The following is an 18,622-nucleotide window of genomic DNA, read 5'->3' on the forward strand; positions in this document are numbered from 1 at the left end:
CCTCCCTCCGGAAGCCGCCCGGAAGACGGACGGCGATATGTCCCACCGTGGCTCCGCTGCGCACGGCCCGTCAGAGCCGGAGGTCCCGCTGCGCCGGCCGGGCGGACCGCGCCCGCCCCGGAGGGTCGGGACCTCTGGCCCTGCATGGACCATCGGGACTGCTCCTACCGTGAAGGCCGGACAAGTGCCGCGAGGCGATCGTTGTGGAGGATCGATGAGCACGATTCCCGTCCCGCCGCCGCGGCAGGTTCTCCTCGACTGCGTGCGGACCGCGACCGAGGCGCCGTCCCTGCACAACAGCCAGCCCTGGCGGTTCCGCCCGCGCGGCGCGATGGTCGACGTGTATGCCGATCCCGCGCGCCGCCTGCGCGTTTTGGACCCGAGCGGACGCGAACAGCTGATCAGCGTCGGCGCCGCCGTCTTCACGTTGCGCCTGGCGATTCGACGGGCCGGATACCTGTCCGACCTCAATGTCTTTCCGGAGCCGGCCGAGCCGGACCTGGCAGCTCGGGTGACCCTGGCTCATGCGGCCGCGCCCTCCCCGGCCGTGCGGGCGCTGGCTGCCGCCATCGGGCGCCGGCACACCGACCGGTCGCCGTTCGCGCAGACGCCCGTGCCGACGGACGTTCTCGATGCTCTGCGGGGAGCCGCACGCCGGGAGGGTGCCGTCCTGGCGGTGGCACACGCTGCCGGGCGCGAAGCGATCCTGAAGTTGGCTCGCTCGGCGGACCGCTGGCTGCGCGATCGGCCGGGTCACCGCGAGGAACTTGCCCGGTGGACCGTTGGCGGGACGCGGTACGACGGCGTGCCGCGCTGGGCGGCCGGTCCGCGGGACGGGAACGACATGGTCCCGATCCGCGATTTCGCCGAGTTGGCGGCCGAGCCGCGAAGCAGCGCACCGTTCGAGCCGTACCCGACGATCCTGGTTCTGGCCACTACCGGCGATCGGTGGCCAGACTGGATCCGGGCCGGCCAGGCGCTGCAGCGGGTGTTGCTCACCGCGACCGGCAACGGCCTGGCCACCACCCCGATCAGCCAGCCGCTCGAAGTGCCGTGGGCGCGACGGATGGTGCTCGATCCGGCCACCGGCCTGTCGGTACAGATGGTGCTCAGGGTCGGCTACGGAGGGAAGACGGGCGCGACGCTGCGGCGGCCGATGGCCGATGTGCTGCTGCCCGGCCCGCACGCACCGGCGATGGTCCCGGCGGGGTGAGGTCCTCAGGCCCTGAACGGCTCCCTGCCGGGCCAGGCGGCCCTGCGGTGGGCGTTCGCGCAGGCGCGGCTGACCGGAGGACGGATCCGCGCCGTCAGCGCGTGGGAGATACCGAGCTACATAGGTTGGGCGCTGATCCCCTACGACGGCCTCGAGGCCGCGGCGGGAAAGCTGCTGCGCCCAGCACGCGCGTTGCCCGGTCGTCGTCGTACGCGGAAAGAGCTGAGCGGCAGCTTCGCCTGCGGGCCCGGCTGACCTCTGGCCCGGGCCGGACGGCCCTACCGACCTTTCTCCTATGGGAGGGAGCGTGGGTGCATGAGAACAGCGGTCTGGAAGGGAATCGGCGGCGTGGCCCTGGCGTCCGCCGTGGCGGCCTGTTCGCCGCCGGCGCGGCGGTGGTATCTGGGCTATGGCGCCACCGCCGAGGAGGTCGCCCGGGAACTGCCCGGCGACGCGCTGCTGCCGTACCCGGATCTGCGGTCCACCCGGGCCGTCACGATCGATGCCGCACCCTCGACGGTCTGGCCGTGGCTGGTGCAGATGGGCAGCGGGCGCGGCGGCGTGTACAGCTACGACTGGATCGAGAACCTGCTGGGCCTGGACATGCACAGCGCCGACGAGATCCTGCCGCAGTTCCAGCGGCTCGCCGTCGGTGACGTGCTGCCGCTCGGACCCGCCGGGCCCGGCATGCGGGTGGAGATCTGCGATCCGGAGCGGACGCTGGCTTTCCGTTCCACCGACGGCGCCTGGGTGTGGATCTTCGATCTGAACAGCTACTGGCTGGGCACCCGTCTGATCAGCCGGAACCGCATCGCGACTCCGGACGCCCGCTGGCCGCGCCGGCTGATGAACCGGATCGTGATGGAGCCGGGCAGCCTCGTCATGGAGCGGCGGATGCTGCTCGGAATCAAGGAGCGCGCCGAGTTCAGCGCTCCGTCCGCGGCGCTGCTGCCGATCTGACCGTCGCCGAGCGGCGTCCCGCGTGCTCGTAGCGTCAGGATGAGGAGGTTGTCATGAAGACCTGGACCGTGCACGACGTGATGACCCGGGCAGTCGTGTCCGTGGATGAGGGCGCCTCCTATCGAGACATGGTGGAGATGCTGCTCAGCCGTCGTGTCAGCGCCGTTCCGGTGGTCGACGCGCTCGAGCGGGTCACCGGCGTCGTGAGTGAGGCGGATCTGCTCCGCAAGATCGAGTATTCAGGTGACGAGGCGCCGTGGCTCTTCGACAGCCGCCGGCGGCGCGGCGAGCGAGGCAAGGCGCTGGCTCGGACCGCGGTCGATCTGATGAGCGCGCCCGCGGTCACCGTGCAGGACACGACGTCGATCGCGGCCGCGGCGCGCCTGATGGACCACAAGTACGTCAAGCGGCTGCCCGTGGTCGACGACCTCGGCCGGCTGATCGGCATCGTGACCCGCAGCGACCTGCTCAAGACGCACCTGCGTCCGGACGATGAGATCCGCGCCGACGTCGAGACACGCGTCCTGCGCGGAGCCGTGGCCGGCCGGGCCAGGGACGTCGCGGTCGAGGTGGCCGCGGGAGTCGTCACCCTGACCGGGCTCGTCGAACGGGCCACCACCGCCGAGGAGGCCGTCGTTCTCACCCGGCGGGTGCCCGGAGTGGTCGAGGTGGCCGACGAGATCCGGTACGACTTCGACGATCGCGCCATCCTGACCACCGGCATGGCGTACGGCGTCGCCTGAGCCGGCGCTCCGGGCGTACGAGGCTCTGCCCGTTGGTGGCCACCGGCTATCCGGTCTTCCCAGTAACCGCGCCGCACTGACGTAACTTCTCGACTGTTCGAAAGGAGACCGACATGACCGTTCTCGTAGCGTACGGATCGGCCGGTGGCGGCACCGGTGAGATCGCTGGATGGATCACCGAGGAGTTGCGCTCCGCGGGTCTGAATGTTGACCTGTCGCCTGGCGGCGGCGTGACGGATGTCGGGACCTACGAGGCGGTGATTCTCGGCTCGGCCGTCTACGCCTCCGGCTGGCACGCCGACGCCCGGGACTTCACCCACAGGTTCGCCGGCCGGTTCACCGATCGTCCCGTCTGGTTGTTCAGCAGCGGGCCATTGGACACCTCCGCCGATGGGGGTGTGCTGCCGCCGAGCCACCACGCTGAGCTGGCTCTCAGGGTGCTACCGGCACGCGAACACGGGACGTTCGGTGGGCGTATGACGTCCGAGGCGCACGGCTGGCTCGGCATCATGGCGCGGCAGCTCGCGCGGGAGGGCCACGCCGGTGACTTCCGCAACCCCGAGCGGATCCGAGCCTGGGCCCGGTCGGTCGCCGCGGAGCTTCGGAAGGAGGGCCCGGCGCACGGGACTCAGATCGAGCCGTCGCGGCTGGTGCCAGTGGATCCGTCTGGTCCTGACGGCGCTGGCCACCGCCGGCGGGAGCCGTAGGTCCCGTGTCCCGCGGGTGCCGCGTAGCCGGGACCAACGGCCCTGGTCCGGCCGCTGTCCGTCGCGGTGAGGTGGAGATGACCGGTCCGTCCGATCGGGCTGTTCGGGTAGGAGGAGGCATGATGATGACCGCCATACCACCATCGCGGCAGGTCCTTACCGAATGCGTGCGCACGGCCACCGCGGCTCCGTCCCTGCACAACAGCCAGCCCTGGTTGTTTCGGATCGCCGGGCCGACGGTCGAGGTGTACGCCGACCCGAGCCGCCGGCTGCCGGTCCTGGATCCGGACGGGCGCGAGCAGCTGATCAGCGTCGGCGCGGCGATCTTCAATCTGCGTCTGGCCATCCGGCAGGCGGGCTACCGGTGCCACTCGACGGCCTTTCCCGATCGGAAGAAGCCCGATCTGGTCGCCCGCGTGTATGCGGCCGGACCGGCGGCGGCGACCCCGGCCGTGGAGGCACTCTCCGCGGCGGTGCCGCATCGGCACACCAACCGGTTTCCCTTCGCCCACACGCCCGTGCCGGACGACGTCCTCGATCACCTCGCGGACGCTGCCCGCCGGGAGGGCGCCACGCTTACGGTGGCGACCGCGGCCGGCCGGGATACGATCCTGCGCCTCGCCCGGGAAGCCGAACGGTGGCTGCGGGCCCGGCCGGGCTATCGGGCGGAGCTGGCGCGCTGGTCTGGTGGCGGCGTCCGGCACGACGGCGTCCCGATCTGGGCGGTCGGGCCCTGGGACGCCCTTGAGGCGGTGCCGATGCGGGACTTCGCCGAGCTGATGCCGCTGCCGCGGCCGACCGAGAAGTTCGAGCCCTATCCGACGCTCCTGGTGCTCAGCACGGACGGCGACGACCGGACGGACTGGGCGCTGGCCGGGCAGGCCTTGCAGCGGGTGCTGCTCACCGCGACCTGGCAGAACCTGTCGACCACGCCGATCAGCCAGCCGGTGGAGGTGCCCGATCTGCGGCGCCGGCTCACCGATCCGGCCGGCGGCCGGATCGCGCAACTGGTGTTGCGGGTCGGTCACGGCAAGGCGGTCGGCGTGACGCCGCGGCGCCGGCTCGCCGATGTCCTGCTGCGGAGCCCGGAACCGGCGCCGAGGGACCGGCCGTAGACGCGGCGCCGTAACCGGGGAAGGGGTGGACCTCCATCGCTAGCGGAACGACCGGGCGAAACGGGGACGTCAGCGCTGCGGCATCCGGGCGGACGGGTCCAATGACCCTGGTGCGCGGGCCGTGTTCGCGGTGTGCTGGAACGGAGACGTAAGCGCTCGGGAGGTTGGCCATGAAGAACCTCGAAACACACAGAGTGCAACAGGACAGCAGGCACCAGAGCGCGGATGCCGGCCACCTAAATCGGTACGGTGAGGCCATCAACCGATACCTGGGAGCGGCCGTTTACCGCACGGAGGAGGCCGTCTCGGCCCCGATCCGGTCAACCGTTCCGCGCGGCACCACGACCGGGGTGGTTCTGGTCGGCGCGGACGAGACCCCGATCAGCTATACGGCCGTCGACCACGCCGCGATCGAGGCCGAATTGCGTGGCTGGGCCCTGCGCATCGTCCATGTGCAGCGGGCGGGCGGTCTGCGGCCACCCTCCCACGACGCCGGCGCCCAGCTGCTGCGGCGGCTCACCGACCGCGTGCACGCCTGCTCGCCCTCGTTGATGGTGACCAGCACGCTCGCCGTCGGTTCGGCGGGCCGGCTGTTGCTCGCCGAGGCGGCGACCGCGTCGATGGTCGTCGTCGGGCACCGGCACGGCACGGCGTACACCGCGTTCGGGCTCAGCGTCGGCGAACGGGTGGCCGCACAACATAGGGGGCCGGTCCTGGTCGTTCGGGTGCCCGGGTGGCCGCCGGGACCCGGATTCGGCGAGCGCCCGATCGTCGTCGGCGCCGACCAGCCGGGTCAGCTCACGCCGGTGGCCGGGTTCGCTCTGGCCGAGGCCCGCGCCCGCGGATGTGAGGTGGTGATGCTGCACGCCGACCCGAATGCCGCCCCGGCCGACCGGCTCGAGATGGTGGAGGGCGTCCGGGTGCATCACCGGACGATCGACGCCGACCCGGAGACCGCCCTCGGCGACGCCTCGAACCGTGCGGCCGCGCTCGTGCTCGGCCGGCACAGCGCTGCCGGAAGTCCGGTGACGCTCCTCGGCTCGGTCAGCCGGAACCTGCTGCAACACGCGTACTGCCCGATCTTTCTGATCGGCTGATCCTGGCGGCGACCTTCGGGAGCGGACATCGGGGGACTCATGGTTCACTGCTCATGACGCGGGCATCGCCGTCTCCGGCCTCGGCTGCGTGGCGATTCGATACGGGCCTGAGGGCTGGGGACGATGAGTGTGGTCCGCCCGTCGTCGAGCCACCGGACCCGTGCCCTTGTGCCTCACAGCACGGGTTCGCCAGGGAGTAATGCCCGAGGTGTCCAGGACCATTGGCCCTGGGACGGCCATCGAACCGGCGCTGGAATGGGAGAGAGCCAGCCTGAGGAGGTGCCGTCATGGGCCTGACACGAACCTGGACGGTCGAGATCACGATCAACGAGCACGAGGACGAGGGCCGTACCCACGCCGCCGCAGTCCTGCACAGCATGCGTCCCCTTCTGCGTGGTGAGGGCGACGCGCATCGTAGCCCGAGGGACCGGGAGGTCCCGGAGATCGGCGACGAACTGGCCACCGCCAGGGCGCTGGCCGATTTGGCCTACAAGCTGCTCGACGTGGCCGCGGGCGACATCGAGCAGTTCACCCATCGGCCGGTACACCTGAGGTCCTGACAGTTCGCGGCGGTCCGTCCGGCGCGGTGTGGCCCAAAGGATGCACGAAGGGGAGTCATGAACACGCTGCATACCGGTCGCTGTCCGCCCGCGGTCGTGGAGGACTGGGAGGTGCGCTACCCGGTACGGCAGGGGGAGCATGCGCGTGAGCGGCGGCTGCCGCGATGAGCGTCCGCGATGTCGGCCCGGCGGTGTCCGGGCAGGGACCGGACCAGGGCGCGGTCACGGTGGACAGCCGGGAACCCATGGGCACGCTGTTCCGGGATCTGCGGACGTCCCCGGCCGGCCTCGGTTCCCGCGAGGCCGCCCGCCGTCTCGTGGTGTACGGGCCGAACGTGCTGTCCCGGCGTGTCGGCCGCCGCTGGCCGGGCGAACTGTTGTCGCAGTTCACTCAGCCGCTGGCGGTCCTGCTCGCCGTCGCCGCCGTGCTGGCCTGGGTGGGTGGCTCGCCGGCGCTGGCGGTCGCGGTGGTTGCGGTGATCCTGCTGAACGCCGCGTTCGCCTTCGTGCAGGAGATGCAGGCGGAACGCGCGGTGGAGGCGCTCACCGCGTTCCTGCCGGCGACCGCCCAGGTCGTCCGCGGCGGGGTCCGCACCGAGATCCCGGCCGCGGACCTGGTCCCCGGCGACGTCCTGGTCGTCGCGGAGGGCGACCGGGTCTGCGCCGACGCCCGGTTGATCGACGGCGAGCTCACGATCGATCTGTCGGCGCTGACCGGCGAGTCGATGCCGGTCATCCGCTCGTCCCAGGCCACCGACGTGGCCACCTCCCTGCTGGACGCCGCCGAGCTCGTCTTCAGCGGCACCACGTGCCTCGGCGGTGAGGCGACGGCGGTTGTGGTCCGTACCGGTATGCACACCGAACTCGGCCGCATCGCCGCGCTGGCACAGCGAGGCCCGGGTCAGCCCAGCCCGTTGGAGATCCAGGTCCGCCGGGCGACGTGGATCATCGCGGTGGTCGCGGTCACCGCGGGCGTGGCGTTCCTTCCCATCGGCGTGTGGGCCGGGCTCGGCTGGAGCGCCGCGATCAGCTTCTCCATCGGCCTGATCGTCGCGAACGTCCCCGAAGGCCTGCTACCCATCATCACCCTGGCGCTTGCGGTCGGAGTCCGCCGGCTCGCCCGTAAGGGCGCGGTGGTCAAACGCCTCTCGGCCGTGGAGACCCTCGGTTCGACGACGGTCATCTGCACCGACAAGACCGGCACCCTGACCGAGAATCGCATGCTTGTCACCCGCCTGTGGCTGTCCGGTCGGGATGTCGCCGCCGCGACGATGGGAGACGACGCGCAAGGACGTCTCCTCGCGGCCGCGGCCGCGGCCTGCACGACCGCCCGAGCCACGACGGACGCGGCGCAGAGCGGCGGCGATCCCACCGAACTCGCCCTGCTGCGCCTCGCGGCCGATCTCGGGGCGGGGGTCACGCCGGCGACGCGGGACCCGGCGCGCCGGGCTCTGTACCACTTCGACGGTCACCTCAAGCGCATGACCAGCGTCGACGAGACCGCGGGGGCGCTGTGGGTGCACACCAAGGGCGCCCCGGAATCGGTACTCGCCTGTTGCACCGGCCTGCTCGCGGCCGACGGCGGCACCGAGCCGCTGACCGATCGCAGACGCACAGAAATCCAGTACACCTTGGACCGGTACGCCGTCGACGGCCTGCGCGTGCTCGCGGTCGCACACCGCGCCCTCGGACCCGGCCCGAGCGTGCCGGCCGACCGCGGCGCCGCGGAGGCGGACCTGACCCTGCTCGGCCTGGTGGCCATGGTCGACCCGCCGCGACCCGGCGTCGCCGAGGCGGTCGAGCAGGCGCACCGGGCCGGCATACGCATCCACGTCATCACCGGCGACTACGGACCCACCGCGGCCGCCATCGCGCGCCAGGTCGGCATCGGAGACGCCGGTAGCCGGATCGTCGGTGGCGACGAGCTGGACGGGCTCGATGAGGCCGAGCTCGACCGCCTCCTGGAGGGCCAGGAGGAGATGGTCTTCGCGCGCTCCGCGCCGGAGGCGAAGCTGCGAATCTGTGAGGCGCTGCGGGCCTGCGGTGAGGTGGTGGCGATGACCGGTGACGGGGTCAACGACGCCCCCGCGCTGCGCCACGCCGACATCGGCGTCGCCATGGGCCGCTCCGGTACCGACGTGGCCCGAGAGGCCGCCACGATGGTGCTGACCGACGACAACTTCGCCACGATCGTCACGGCGGTCGGTGCGGGCCGGGAGGTGTTCGACAACGTCCGCAAGTTCGTGCTGTACATCTTCGCGCACGCCGTGCCGGAGGTCGTGCCCTTCCTGATCTTCGCGCTATCCGGAGGTGCGGTTCCGCTGCCGCTGACGGTGTTGCAGATCCTCGCGATCGACCTCGGCACGGAGACTCTGCCCGCGCTGGCGCTGGGCCGCGAACCCGCCGAGCCGGGGCTGATGGCTCGCCGGCCCCGGCCACGGACCGCCGGCGTCATCGACCGCAAGCTGCTGTTGCGTGCCTGGCTGCTGCTGGGCGGGGTCTCCGCGGTGCTCGTCATGGGCGCCTACCTGTTCACCCTGTGGCGTTCGGGCTGGCATCCCGGCGACCCGACCGGGCCCGGCACCGCCCTGCACCAGGCCTACCTGCAGGCCACCACGGTCACCTTCGCAGGCATCGTCGCCTGCCAGATCGGCACCGCGTTCGCCGCCCGCACCGACCGGGCGTCGCTGTTCAGCATCGGGCTGTTCACCAATCCGCTGTTGCTGTGGGGCATCGCTTTCGAACTGCTCTTCACGGCCGCGGTCGTCTATGCCCCGCCGTTGCAGCACGTGTTCGGCACCGCCGCGCTCGGCTGGTCGCACCTGGCCCTCATCGCCCCGTTCCCGTTGATCGTGTGGGGCGCCGACGAGATCGCCCGCTGGATCTCCAGGCGGCGCCACCGCGTCGTTGCGGGTTGAGGTGTCACTCTGCCGGCACAGGTCTTGACGCACCACGATGGTGCCGCACCAGGCTCAGGTGATCAGACCGGTGGTGCCGTCGACGGTGATCCGCTGACCGGTACGCACGTGCGTGGTGGCGCCGGCGACGCCGACGACGGCGGGGATGCCGTATTCACGAGCCACCACGGCGCCGTGCGAGTTGGCGCCGCCCATCTCCATGACGAGGCCGCCGGCGGTCAGGAAGAGCGGGGTCCAACCCGGGTCGGTGGACGGGGCGACCAGGATCTCACCGGGTTCCAGGTGGGCGCCGACCGGGTCCAGGATCACCCGGGCCGGGCCGGTGACCGTGCCCGCCGAGGCCGGTGTGCCGACCAGCGCGCCGTCCGGGGCGGCCGGGCCGTGCAGGTCACGCTCCGGCTCGGTGCCGTCGGAGAGCAGCACCCGGGGCACATGCCGGCGGCGCATTTCCCGGTCGTACTCCTCGCGGCGAGCGGCGATCAGGGCATGCTGGTCGCTGCCGGCGAGCGCCGCGCGGATCTCGGGCGGGTCGAGGAAGAACACATCGTCGGCGGTGCCGATCCGGCCGGCGGTGGCCAGTTCGGTACCGACAACGGACAGTTGCCGGCGTACCGCGGCCAGCACGACGATGAGGTAGTACTTCGGAAATTCCCGCAGCCCGGCCAGGGCTCGAGCCCTGCCGAGAGCGAACCGGACCGCGCGGCGGCGCAGCCCGCCGCGGGCGCGGCCGATCAGGGTCGCGGTCATCTCCTCGGCCTGCCGGGCGCCGGCGGCGAACACGGCGTCCGGGGCAGCGGCGGAGTTGTCGAGGCGCTGGTAGTTCAGGAGCACGCCGAGCACGTGCCGAGGGTCCTCCGACCAACGCGGCAGGCCGAGGTCGATCTCGGCGACAGCACGGTGACCGTATCGGTCGAGGAAGGCCGCCAGGCCCTGCTGAGCGACCGGCGGCAGGGTGCCGGCACGGTACCGGTGGGCCAGTGAGCCGGGATCCGCGTCCAGGGTCTCGCCGGCGGTGCGGATCCGGCTGGCCAGTTGCCACAACGCCAGGTCCATCTCGGTGGTGACATTGTTCGGTAGGCCGCGCAGCACGGTTTGCAGCTCGCCAGGCGCCAGGTCGGGGCGCAGCATCCGGCCGGCCAGGCCGAGCATGGCGAAGCCGGCGGCCGCGGCCGGCGCGGCGACCGGCATGACGACGCCGACGACCTCATGGGCGAGGACCTGTTCGACCAGGTCGAGCCGGTCGCCGGCGGTGGTGGTGGCGGGCAGGTCGAGCCGTCGGTGGGCGGCGTCGGCCAGGCCGTCGAGGTCACGGCGGACCCGCTGCGGATCTCGCATCGCTCGCACGACACGCAGCGGGAGCCGATGGCGGGTGGCGATCCGCACGGCACGGGCCGCGGCGGGCAGTACGGAACGGTGGGTGAGCGCGAACTCGGGCCGGTCGAACAGCGAGCGCATCACCACGGCGGCGCGGGCCTCCATCACGTCGAACACTCGCGGCACGACCGCCCGGCCGACCCGGCTCCGCAGCACGCCGGTCAGGTCGACGAACAAGCGCAGCCCGGCTTGTGACAATGGGCCGGCCCCGGTGACCGGGTCGGCGACCGGGCGGCCGAGCAGCTCAGCGACACCGCTGCTGAGCAGCCGGAACACGGCCAGGCCGAGGGGCGTCAAGGGCCGGGTCAGACCCTGCGCGAGGGTGAAGCAGAAGTAGGCGCGCAGTCCGTCCCGGGCGGCCGGCAAAGGGTAGACCGTGGTGACCGGCCGGGCCTGGGTCAGCCACAGCGTGCCGCCCGCGTCGATGGCCCATTCGATGTCCTGCGGACCGTCGTAGTGCGCCTCGACGCGAGCGCCCAGTGCCGCGACGGCCTGTACCTGTGCCTCGGTCAGGCATGCGCTGCCGGCGTCGCCGGCATTGACGACGTGTTCGACGCCGCCGCCCGGTATCCCTCGGACAAGCGTCTTCTTGTCGCCGAGACGGCGTTGGCGGATCTCGCCTGTCGCGGTGTCGACCACGAAATGGTCGGGGTTGACCGCGCCGGACACGACCGACTCACCCAGCCCCGGACTGGCATCGATGACCGCCTCGTGGCGGCGGCCGGTGACCGGGTTGGCGGTGAACAACACGCCGGCGACGGAGGAGGGGACCATGGCCTGGATCACCACGGCGAGGCGGACGGCGCGGTGGTCGATGCCGTTCGCGGCCCGGTACGTGACGGCCCGATCGGTCCACAGCGAGGCCCAGCAGCCGTGTACCGCGTCGAGCACCGCCGTCTCACCTACGACGTTGAGATAGGTGTCCTGTTGGCCCGCGAAGCTGGCGAACGGTAGATCCTCGGCGGTGGCCGAGGAGCGCACGGCGACCGCGTCCATGCCACGGTACCCATCGGCGATGGCGGCCCCGATCGCTGCCGGGACGGGCGCCGCGCGCAGTGCGTCCCGCACCCGGCCGGCGAGGTCGGTCAGCCGCCGCGGGTCGCCGGGTGCGGTGGCGACCAGATCATCGATCATCTCGGCGAGCCCGGGAAGGGCGTGGGTGACCTCGTGGTAGGCGGCGGTCGTGACGCAGACGCCGGGCGGCACCGGCAGGCCGGCGCGGGTGAGTTCCCCGAGGTTGGCCGCCTTGCCGCCGACCTCGCCGAGCATGGTGGCGTCTATGTCGGCGAGGTCGAGCACCAAGCGGGAGGCCGGGCGCGGCGCGGATCGGGAGGGGTCGGCGGACATGGCGAGTCTCCTCGAGGATCAGGTACCTCGACGATAGTCAGCGACGCCCTTCGCATTGGGCAGTCGCCAGAGATTGCCAAACGGTCCCCGGCACTCGCCGGCATCGTCTCCCGCGCCGACCTGCTCAAGGTGCACCTGCGTCCGGACCAGGAGATCCTCGCCGTCGTCGAGACCGACGTCCTGCGTACCTTCCTCTCGAGGAATCGGCGACGGTGGACGTGGCCGTGGTCAACGGCGTCGAAGTTGGAGGGTGGACAGGCGCCGGAACTCGGCGAACCTCAGGTAGATGCGTGCCCGTTCCCGCTGCTTCTGCTCGGACTTCGTCAGCTGGATGGCGGAGGTGGACAGGCGCCAGCGCCACAGACCGGTCTTCTTCAGTTGACGGGTTGTCATCTTGTTGTAGCGGCGATCTCCGGCGGCGGCCCTGGCGAAGACTCGCCTGGTCTCGTGGGCCGCGCCGGCGTCCCACTCCGCACGGCAGGCCTCGGCCTGCGGCATCTCCCGGAGGGGGCCGGCCCGCGGCAGACACCGGCCAGGTCTCCGGTGGACGCGTCGCGGATCTGAATACCTTGCGTGCTCATGGTGAACCTCCTTCGGCCCGCGCTGCCGGGCCCGCCATATCGAGCATGTGGCACCGGGAGCGCGAACGGCAGCGGCGAACGCAACGAAGCGCCGGGCCGAACGTCCCGCCCCACAGCAACGAGCACCTGGTTGCGGCACCGACCCCGATTCGCGCCAGAGCCGAACGGCCCGGGCGAAGGTCCCGCCCGCGAGGGCCGGACGGCCCGCCGTGGGCGCCCTTGGCCCCTGACCGTGTGATCACGGCGGACCTACGGTGAGACGGAACAGTCGGAGCTCTGCCCTCCCGAAAGGAACTACCGTGACCGCCATATCGGACAACCAGCTCGCCACCCGCGCCGACGATGAGACGGCCCGAGAGCTCGCTGCCCCGAACGAGACAGAGATTGCTCAGCTGGATGCCTGGTGGCGGGCCGCCAATTACCTGACGATCGGGCAGATCTACCTGCAGGGCAATCCTCTGTTGCGCGAGCCGCTGACGCCCGCGCACATCAAGCCGCGGCTGCTCGGCCACTGGGGCACCAGCCCCGGCCTCGCGCTGATCTACGCGCACGTGTCCCGGCTGATCCGGCACACCGGTCAGCAGGCCATCTACCTGGCCGGACCCGGACACGGCGGCCCGGCGCTGGTCGCCGCCGGCTACCTGGAGGGCGCCTACACCGAGATCTACCCGAAGATCAGCCAGGACGAGGCCGGCATGCTGCGGCTGTTCCGGCAGTTCTCCAGCCCCGGCGGAATACCCAGCCACGTGTCGGTCACCACGCCCGGCTCCATTCACGAGGGCGGCGAGCTCGGCTACGTGCTGGTACACGCGTTCGGCGCGGTCATGGACAACCCGGACCTGCTCGCGATCGCGGTGGTCGGCGACGGCGAGGCCGAGACCGGCCCCTTGGAGGGCTCCTGGAAGGGCGTCTCGTTCCTCAACCCGGCCCGCGACGGTGCTGTCCTGCCGATCCTGCACCTCAACGACGCGAAGATCTCCGGGCCGACGGTGCTGGGCCGCAAGGACCCGGCCGAGGTCCGTGCCCTGTTGCACGGTCACGGCTACGACGTGATCGAGGTCGAGGGTTCCGACCTGCCCGGCATGCATTACCGGTTCGCTGCCGTCCTGGCCGAGGCCTGGGGCAAGATCCGCGCAATCCAGACCGCGGCCCGCGAGGGCGACTGGGACGGCAGCCGCCCGCGCTGGCCGCTGATCATTCTGCGGTCGCCGAAGGGCTGGACCGGGCCGGACGAGGTCGACGGCATCACGGTCACCGGCACGTGGCGCTCGCACCAGGTTCCGCTGTCCGGGGTGCGGGACAACCCCGAGCACCTGGCGATCCTGGAGCGCTGGCTCCGGTCGTACCGTCCGGAGGAACTCTTCGACGACGCCGGCGCGCCCACCGCCGGCGTGCTCGCCTTGCCGCCGAGGGGCGACTTGCGGATGGGCGCCAGCCCGCACGCCAACGGCGGGCTGCTCACCCGCGACCTGGAGATCCCGGACTTCCGCGACTACGCCGTCGACGTGGAGCGGCCGGGCGCGAGCCGCGCCGAGTCGACCCGCAAGCTCGGCGAGCTGATGCGCGACGTCTACACCCGCAACCCCGACAACTTCCGGCTCTTCTGCCCGGACGAGACCAACAGCAACCGCCTCGGCGCTGTCTTCGAGGTCTCCGACCGGGCCTTCATGGAACGGGTGTCACCCGGCGACGTGGCAATCGGCCGGGACGGGCGCGTCATGGAGGTACTGTCCGAGCACAGCTGCCACGGCTGGCTGGAGGGCTACAACCTCACCGGGCGGCACGGCATGTTCGCCACCTACGAGGCGTTCGCGATGGTCAGCGCCTCGCAGACCGTCCAGCACGGCAAATGGCTGCAGGAGGCCAGGAATCTGCCGTGGCGGGCCGAGGTGCCGAGCCTGAACGTGCTGCTGACCTCGACGGCGTGGCGCAACGACCACAATGGCTTCTCGCACCAGGGGCCCGGCCTGATCCAGGTGGTGCTGACCCAGCGCGGCGATATCGCCCGGGTCTACCTGCCGCCGGACGCGAACTGCCTGCTGTCGGTGGCCGACCACTGCTTCCGGTCCCGCTCGTACGTCAACCTGATCGTCATCGACAAGCAGCCGCAGCTGCAGTACCTGACGATGGACGAGGCGATCGAGCACTGCACTCGCGGCGCCGGCGTCTGGGAATGGGCCGGCACCGACGACGGCACCAGCGACCCGGACATCGTGCTGGCCTGCGCCGGCGACGTGGTCACCATGGAGACCGTCGCGGCCGCGCAGATCCTCAAGGAGCGGCTGCCCGGCTTCAAGGTCCGGGTGGTCAACGTTGTCGACCTGATGACGCTGCCCCGGCCCAAGGACCACCCGCACGGCATGAGCGAGACCCAGTTCACGGAACTGTTCACCGACACCGTCGACGTCGTGTTCTCCTTCCACGGATATCCAGGCGCCATCCACCAGCTGGTGCACGGCCGGCCCGACGCCGACCGGTTCCGGGTCCGCGGCTTCATCGAGAAGGGCACCACCACGACGCCGTTCGACATGACCGTGCGCAACCAGGCTTCCCGCTACCACCTGGTCATGGACGCCATCAACAACGCCAAGCGGCTGCCGCGCGGCGCCACCGTCCTCAAACAGTGGTGTGAGCAGCAGCTGGCGAAGCACGACGCGTACATCGTCGAGCATCTCGAGGACATGCCCGAGGTCCGTGACTGGTCCCTCGGCGATCGCGCGCAGCGAGGCTGATAGGACGCCCTGGATGACGGGACCCGAGGCCGCGCGCGTCGATGCGCGCGGCCCTCGACTCGGAGGTGTTCACGTCACTGGCATGTCCCTGCGGCGGAGCCCGGCGAGGCCGGCCGCGCCGAGGACGGCGGCGATGACGGTGAGCCACAGCACCGGCGTCAGGGTGAACGCGGAGCCGGGCAGCTTCGGCACGTGCGCGAACGGTGTGAGGTCCAGGACTCGCTGGTTCAGCCCGAACAGCGCACCGAGCTCGAAGAGCAGGACCGACAGGATGAGCGCGGCCCAGGTCAGCGAGGCGCGCCTCGGCGCAAAGCCGATCAGGGCAGTGCCGAGCCCGGCCAGCACCCACGTGGCCGGCAGCTGCACCAGTGCGGCGCCGAGCAGTCGCCCTACCTGCCCGCCGATGTCGTGGACCTGCGCGCCGTACGCGAGACCGCCGGCGACGCCCGCCACGGCCAGTAGCAGCGCAGTGCCCAGCAGCGCGAACACCAGGTGGCTGGCCGCCCAGCCCAGCCGGCTGACGCGCGTGGCCAGCAGCACCTCGACCCGCCCGCTGCTCTCCTCCTGGCGCATGCGCAGCGTCGCCTGCACGGTGTAGGCGGCGGCGACGATGCCGGTGATGCCGAAGATCGCGGCAAGGAACGCGTCGGTGAGGCCGCTGCTGCCGCCCATCCGGGTCAGTACGTCGGTGAGCTGCTGGTTCGGCGACTTCAGGTCCCCGATGCCGGCGGCGGCGCCACCCATGACCGCCCCGGTCAGCGCCAGTGCCACGGTCCAGCCCAGGAGCAGGCCGCGGTGCAACCGCCAGGCGAGCGCGAGCGGGCTACGCAGTCCAGGCGACGCAACGGCGGGCCCGGGCCGCTCCGCCAGCAGGCCGGCGCCCAGGTCGCGGCGATCCACGAGCGCGTACCCGGCCGTGGCGAAGACAGCCGAGACCACGACGAACAGTAGGGCAACCCACCACCGTTCACCGCCGTACGGGCGCATGTGCAGGCCCCACCCGGTCGGCGACAGCCAGCTCAACCAGGTCGGCCCCGTGTCGCCGACCGCGCGCAGCAGATAGGTGCCGCCGAGGACGGCGCCGGCGATGCCGGTCGCCGCCCGGGCGCTCGCGGTGAGCTGCACGGCCGCCGCCGCGACCGTGGCGAACAGCATCCCGACGAGGCCGGTCGCGAGGCCGAACGCCGCCGAACCGGCGGCGGGCAGCCCGGTGGCCATCAGGCCGAGTGCGATGAGCACCGTGATGGCCAGATTCGCCAGCGCGGTGACGAGCAGGGCGGCGGTGAGCGGCGCATGGCGCCCGATCACCGTGGCGCGGAGAAGCTCCAACCGGCCGGTCTCCTCCTCGGTCCGGGTGTGCCGCACGACCGTCAGCAGGCTCATCAGCGCGACCAGGATGAATTCGGTCACGCCGATCTTCCACGCGGTGAGCCCACCGATCGACACGCCGAACAGCGGGCCGCTCAGCGCGACCAGCGACGGGTTGGCGAGAACGTCGCTCACCGCACGCAGGTCCGCCTCGGTCGGGTACAGCTTGAGGTAGTTGGCGGCGGTCCCCATCGGCATCACCGCGAGCCCGAGCACCCACACGGTCAGCCGGACCCGGTCGAGCCGCAGCGCCAGCCGCGCCAGCGCAAGCGTGCCGGTCAGCGAGTTCACCGGGCCGCCTCCGTCCGGTCGTAGTGGCGCAGGAACAGCTCCTCCAGGGTCGGTGGCTGACTGGTCAGGCTCCGGATGCCCACCGTGGTGAGCTGCCGCAGCACGGCGTCGAGCGCGGTGGTGTCCACATCGAAGCGCACGGTGCCGTTGTAGGTCTGCACGTCGTGCACGCCGGGAAGCTCGGCGAGACCGTTCGCGGGCCCGGCGAGGTCGACCTGGATCGAGGTACGGGTCAGGTGCCGCATGCCGGCGAGCGTGCCGGTCTCGACCGCGCGGCCCTCGCGGATGATGGTCACCCGTTCGCAGAGCGCCTCGACCTCGGCGAGGATGTGGCTGGACAGCAGGACGGTACGGCCGTCACGCCGCTGCTCCTCGCGGATCACCTGACGGAAGACCTCCTCCATCAGCGGGTCGAGGCCGGAGGTCGGCTCGTCGAGCAGGAGCAGGTCGACGTCGGAGGCGAGGGCGGCGATGAGCGCGACCTTCTGCCGGTTGCCCTTCGAGTAGGTCCTGCCCTTCTTGCTCGGGTCGAGATCGAAGCGCTCGAGCAGCTCGGCGCGGCGTTTCAGGTCGAGGCCGCCGCGGAGCCGGCCCAGCAGGTCGATGACCTCGCCGCCCGAAAGGTTGGGCCACAGCGTGACGTCGCCGGGCACGTACGCCAGGCGGCGGTGCAGTTCGGCGGTGTCCCGCCATGGGTCGCCGCCGAGCAGGCGGACCGCGCCGGCGTCGGCGCGGAGCAGCCCGAGCAGGATCCGGATGGTGGTGGACTTGCCGGCGCCGTTGGGGCCGAGGAAGCCGTGCACCTCCCCGGTCTGCACAACGAGATCGAGCCCGTCGAGCGCACGCGTGCGCCCGAACGTCTTGACCAGCGCGTCCGCGCGGATCGCCTCGGTCATGATTCTCATGCTCCTTCGTCCCTGGGGTCGGTCCCCGCGGCGGTAGGCGGATTGGTGGCCCGCAGCGACTCCATCGCCTGGCGGGCCTGTGCGACGAACTTGGGATCGAGCAGCGGGTGTGAGTAGAAGTCGGCCAGGGCGCCGGCCATGCGCAGGTGTCCGTCGGCGGTGAAGATGTCGACGCCCAGCGCGCGGGACACGTGGTCGTGCATCGCGAGGATCCCGGACTGCATGCCGACGAGCACCGCCGCGTATCCCCGGTAGTCCTCGGTGACGTCCGGCGTGTTCTTGCTGATCCACTGCTCGGTCAGCAGCACCATGTCATCGAACATCGCCGCGGCTCGGGGTGAGCCGTCGAGCAGGGCCCGGGTGACGTACCGATAGAACAGCAGGATCGTCGGATGGACCGACGGGAGGAAGCCCGGGCTGGCCATCTTGCCGTCGAGGAGGAGTTCCTCCTTGATCCTCACGAGCCGGTCCAGCACGTAGAGGTCGCACACCTCCCGCAGCGACTCCTTGGACCCGAAGTGGTGCCGCAACAGGCCCGGTGACACCCCGGCAGCCTGTGCGATGTCGCGGACCGTCGTGCCGTCGACGCCGCCTTCCGCGAACAGGCGGACCGCGGCGTCCCTGATCCGGGCCCGGGCGGTGAGGTCCTCGAACGCCGGATCACCTGTTGGGCGTCCCACTGTCCGCTACCCCCTTATACAGCCGAGTGAT

The 18,622-nt window shown here is 71.5% G+C and carries 14 protein-coding genes; 9 read left to right on the forward strand and 5 right to left on the reverse strand.

Annotated features, from left to right (window positions below; translation table 11 throughout):
* Nucleotides 1-214 precede the first annotated feature (214 nt).
* From BJ971_RS17320 to BJ971_RS17355, 8 genes are all read left to right on the forward strand, one after another.
* On the forward strand, nucleotides 215-1,213 hold the full coding sequence (locus BJ971_RS17320) for an Acg family FMN-binding oxidoreductase (RefSeq protein ID WP_184994300.1): 999 nt from the start codon (nucleotides 215-217) through the stop codon (nucleotides 1,211-1,213).
* A gap of 315 nt (nucleotides 1,214-1,528) precedes the next feature.
* Nucleotides 1,529-2,173, forward strand: coding sequence for an SRPBCC family protein (locus tag BJ971_RS17325; RefSeq protein WP_184994301.1), 645 nt, complete (start codon nucleotides 1,529-1,531; stop codon nucleotides 2,171-2,173).
* Between the two features lie 53 nt (nucleotides 2,174-2,226).
* Entirely contained in the window at nucleotides 2,227-2,916 is a 690-nt protein-coding gene (locus BJ971_RS17330; protein ID WP_184994302.1) for a CBS domain-containing protein, read from the forward strand.
* Nucleotides 2,917-3,029: 113 nt separating this feature from the next.
* On the forward strand, nucleotides 3,030-3,623 hold the full coding sequence (locus BJ971_RS17335) for a flavodoxin domain-containing protein (protein WP_184994303.1): 594 nt from the start codon (nucleotides 3,030-3,032) through the stop codon (nucleotides 3,621-3,623).
* A 119-nt stretch (nucleotides 3,624-3,742) separates the two neighbouring features.
* On the forward strand, nucleotides 3,743-4,738 hold the full coding sequence (locus tag BJ971_RS17340; protein WP_239087188.1) for an Acg family FMN-binding oxidoreductase: 996 nt from the start codon (nucleotides 3,743-3,745) through the stop codon (nucleotides 4,736-4,738).
* Between the two features lie 170 nt (nucleotides 4,739-4,908).
* Nucleotides 4,909-5,835: a universal stress protein gene (locus BJ971_RS17345; protein WP_184994304.1), complete on the forward strand. Its 927-nt coding sequence runs from the start codon at nucleotides 4,909-4,911 to the stop codon at nucleotides 5,833-5,835.
* A gap of 287 nt (nucleotides 5,836-6,122) precedes the next feature.
* Complete coding sequence (locus tag BJ971_RS17350; protein WP_184994305.1) at nucleotides 6,123-6,395, forward strand: DUF1876 domain-containing protein; 273 nt, start codon at nucleotides 6,123-6,125, stop codon at nucleotides 6,393-6,395.
* A gap of 164 nt (nucleotides 6,396-6,559) precedes the next feature.
* Entirely contained in the window at nucleotides 6,560-9,313 is a 2,754-nt protein-coding gene (locus tag BJ971_RS17355; RefSeq protein WP_184994306.1) for a cation-translocating P-type ATPase, read from the forward strand.
* Between the two features lie 54 nt (nucleotides 9,314-9,367).
* On the opposite strand, the gene BJ971_RS17360 is transcribed toward BJ971_RS17355, so the two are convergent.
* Together BJ971_RS17360 and BJ971_RS17365 are read right to left on the reverse strand one after the other, a co-directional pair.
* Nucleotides 9,368-12,034, reverse strand: coding sequence for a PEP/pyruvate-binding domain-containing protein (locus BJ971_RS17360; RefSeq protein ID WP_184994307.1), 2,667 nt, complete (start codon nucleotides 12,032-12,034; stop codon nucleotides 9,368-9,370).
* Between the two features lie 228 nt (nucleotides 12,035-12,262).
* The gene (locus tag BJ971_RS17365; protein ID WP_184994308.1) at nucleotides 12,263-12,532 is read right to left on the reverse strand and encodes a hypothetical protein; all 270 of its coding nucleotides are present in this window, start codon (nucleotides 12,530-12,532) and stop codon (nucleotides 12,263-12,265) included.
* Nucleotides 12,533-12,914: 382 nt separating this feature from the next.
* Here BJ971_RS17365 and BJ971_RS17370 point away from each other — a divergent pair, with 382 nt between their 5' ends.
* Nucleotides 12,915-15,347, forward strand: coding sequence for a phosphoketolase family protein (locus BJ971_RS17370; protein WP_275411346.1), 2,433 nt, complete (start codon nucleotides 12,915-12,917; stop codon nucleotides 15,345-15,347).
* Between the two features lie 69 nt (nucleotides 15,348-15,416).
* Here BJ971_RS17370 and BJ971_RS17375 read toward each other — a convergent pair whose 3' ends face one another.
* Genes BJ971_RS17375 through BJ971_RS17385 form a run of 3 tightly spaced genes read right to left on the reverse strand, consistent with a single transcriptional unit; the run spans nucleotide 15,417 to nucleotide 18,591 of the window.
* Nucleotides 15,417-17,006 carry an ABC transporter permease gene (locus tag BJ971_RS17375; protein ID WP_184994309.1) on the reverse strand — a complete coding sequence of 530 codons (1,590 nt, stop codon included), beginning with the start codon at nucleotides 17,004-17,006 and terminating at the stop codon, nucleotides 15,417-15,419.
* A complete protein-coding gene (locus BJ971_RS17380) occupies nucleotides 17,003-17,902 on the reverse strand; it encodes an ABC transporter ATP-binding protein (protein ID WP_184994310.1) in 900 nt (299 codons plus the stop codon). Before BJ971_RS17380 ends, BJ971_RS17375 begins: the two co-directional genes overlap by 4 nt.
* A gap of 5 nt (nucleotides 17,903-17,907) precedes the next feature.
* Entirely contained in the window at nucleotides 17,908-18,591 is a 684-nt protein-coding gene (locus BJ971_RS17385; protein WP_184994311.1) for a TetR/AcrR family transcriptional regulator, read from the reverse strand.
* Nucleotides 18,592-18,622 lie beyond the last annotated feature (31 nt).

This window comes from Amorphoplanes digitatis (assembly GCF_014205335.1).
GTDB classification, from domain to species: Bacteria; Actinomycetota; Actinomycetes; order Mycobacteriales; family Micromonosporaceae; genus Actinoplanes; species Actinoplanes digitatus.

Bases quoted from the DNA above. Each gene is read 5' to 3' on its own strand.
- BJ971_RS17340 (WP_239087188.1), top strand. From the start codon at position 3,743: ATGATGATGACCGCCATACCACCATCGCGGCAGGTCCTTACCGAATGC.
- BJ971_RS17335 (WP_184994303.1), top strand. From the start codon at position 3,030: ATGACCGTTCTCGTAGCGTACGGATCGGCCGGTGGCGGCACCGGTGAG.
- BJ971_RS17365 (WP_184994308.1), bottom strand. From the start codon at position 12,532: ATGCCGCAGGCCGAGGCCTGCCGTGCGGAGTGGGACGCCGGCGCGGCC.
- BJ971_RS17345 (WP_184994304.1), top strand. From the start codon at position 4,909: ATGAAGAACCTCGAAACACACAGAGTGCAACAGGACAGCAGGCACCAG.
- BJ971_RS17355 (WP_184994306.1), top strand. From the start codon at position 6,560: ATGAGCGTCCGCGATGTCGGCCCGGCGGTGTCCGGGCAGGGACCGGAC.
- BJ971_RS17330 (WP_184994302.1), top strand. From the start codon at position 2,227: ATGAAGACCTGGACCGTGCACGACGTGATGACCCGGGCAGTCGTGTCC.
- BJ971_RS17360 (WP_184994307.1), bottom strand. From the start codon at position 12,034: ATGTCCGCCGACCCCTCCCGATCCGCGCCGCGCCCGGCCTCCCGCTTG.
- BJ971_RS17325 (WP_184994301.1), top strand. From the start codon at position 1,529: ATGAGAACAGCGGTCTGGAAGGGAATCGGCGGCGTGGCCCTGGCGTCC.
- BJ971_RS17320 (WP_184994300.1), top strand. From the start codon at position 215: ATGAGCACGATTCCCGTCCCGCCGCCGCGGCAGGTTCTCCTCGACTGC.
- BJ971_RS17380 (WP_184994310.1), bottom strand. From the start codon at position 17,902: ATGACCGAGGCGATCCGCGCGGACGCGCTGGTCAAGACGTTCGGGCGC.
- BJ971_RS17350 (WP_184994305.1), top strand. From the start codon at position 6,123: ATGGGCCTGACACGAACCTGGACGGTCGAGATCACGATCAACGAGCAC.